The sequence below is a fragment of the Pseudoalteromonas sp. BSi20439 genome, assembly GCF_000241165.1.
GTDB lineage: Bacteria > Pseudomonadota > Gammaproteobacteria > Enterobacterales > Alteromonadaceae > Pseudoalteromonas.
The window spans coordinates 1-240 of the sequence record NZ_BADW01000191.1 but is presented as its reverse complement, the minus strand read 5'-3'; the positions used below and the strand labels follow the sequence as shown (position 1 = coordinate 240).

At 44.6% G+C, this 240-nt stretch carries 2 tRNA genes; both read left to right on the top strand.

From position 1 onward, the window contains the following. Positions 1 to 24 precede the first annotated feature (24 nt). Positions 25 to 100 (top strand) — tRNA-Thr (locus P20439_RS15055). Positions 101 to 153: 53 nt separating this feature from the next. Next, positions 154 to 229, top strand: a tRNA-Phe gene (locus P20439_RS15050). The last annotated feature ends 11 nt before the right edge of the window (positions 230 to 240 follow it).

Below are 240 nucleotides of genomic sequence, written 5' to 3'. Positions count from 1 at the left end.
GTGCCTTAGCACACAGTTTAGTGTGCCGACTTAGCTCAGCTGGTAGAGCAACTGACTTGTAATCAGTAGGTCAACCGTTCGACTCGGTTAGTCGGCACCATTTTATTTTAGTTACAATGTTTACAATAACGTTTAAACTAGCACTGTTTAAGTGCCTCGATAGCTCAGTTGGTAGAGCAGAGGATTGAAAATCCTCGTGTCCCTGGTTCGATTCCGGGTCGAGGCACCATTTATACAAAG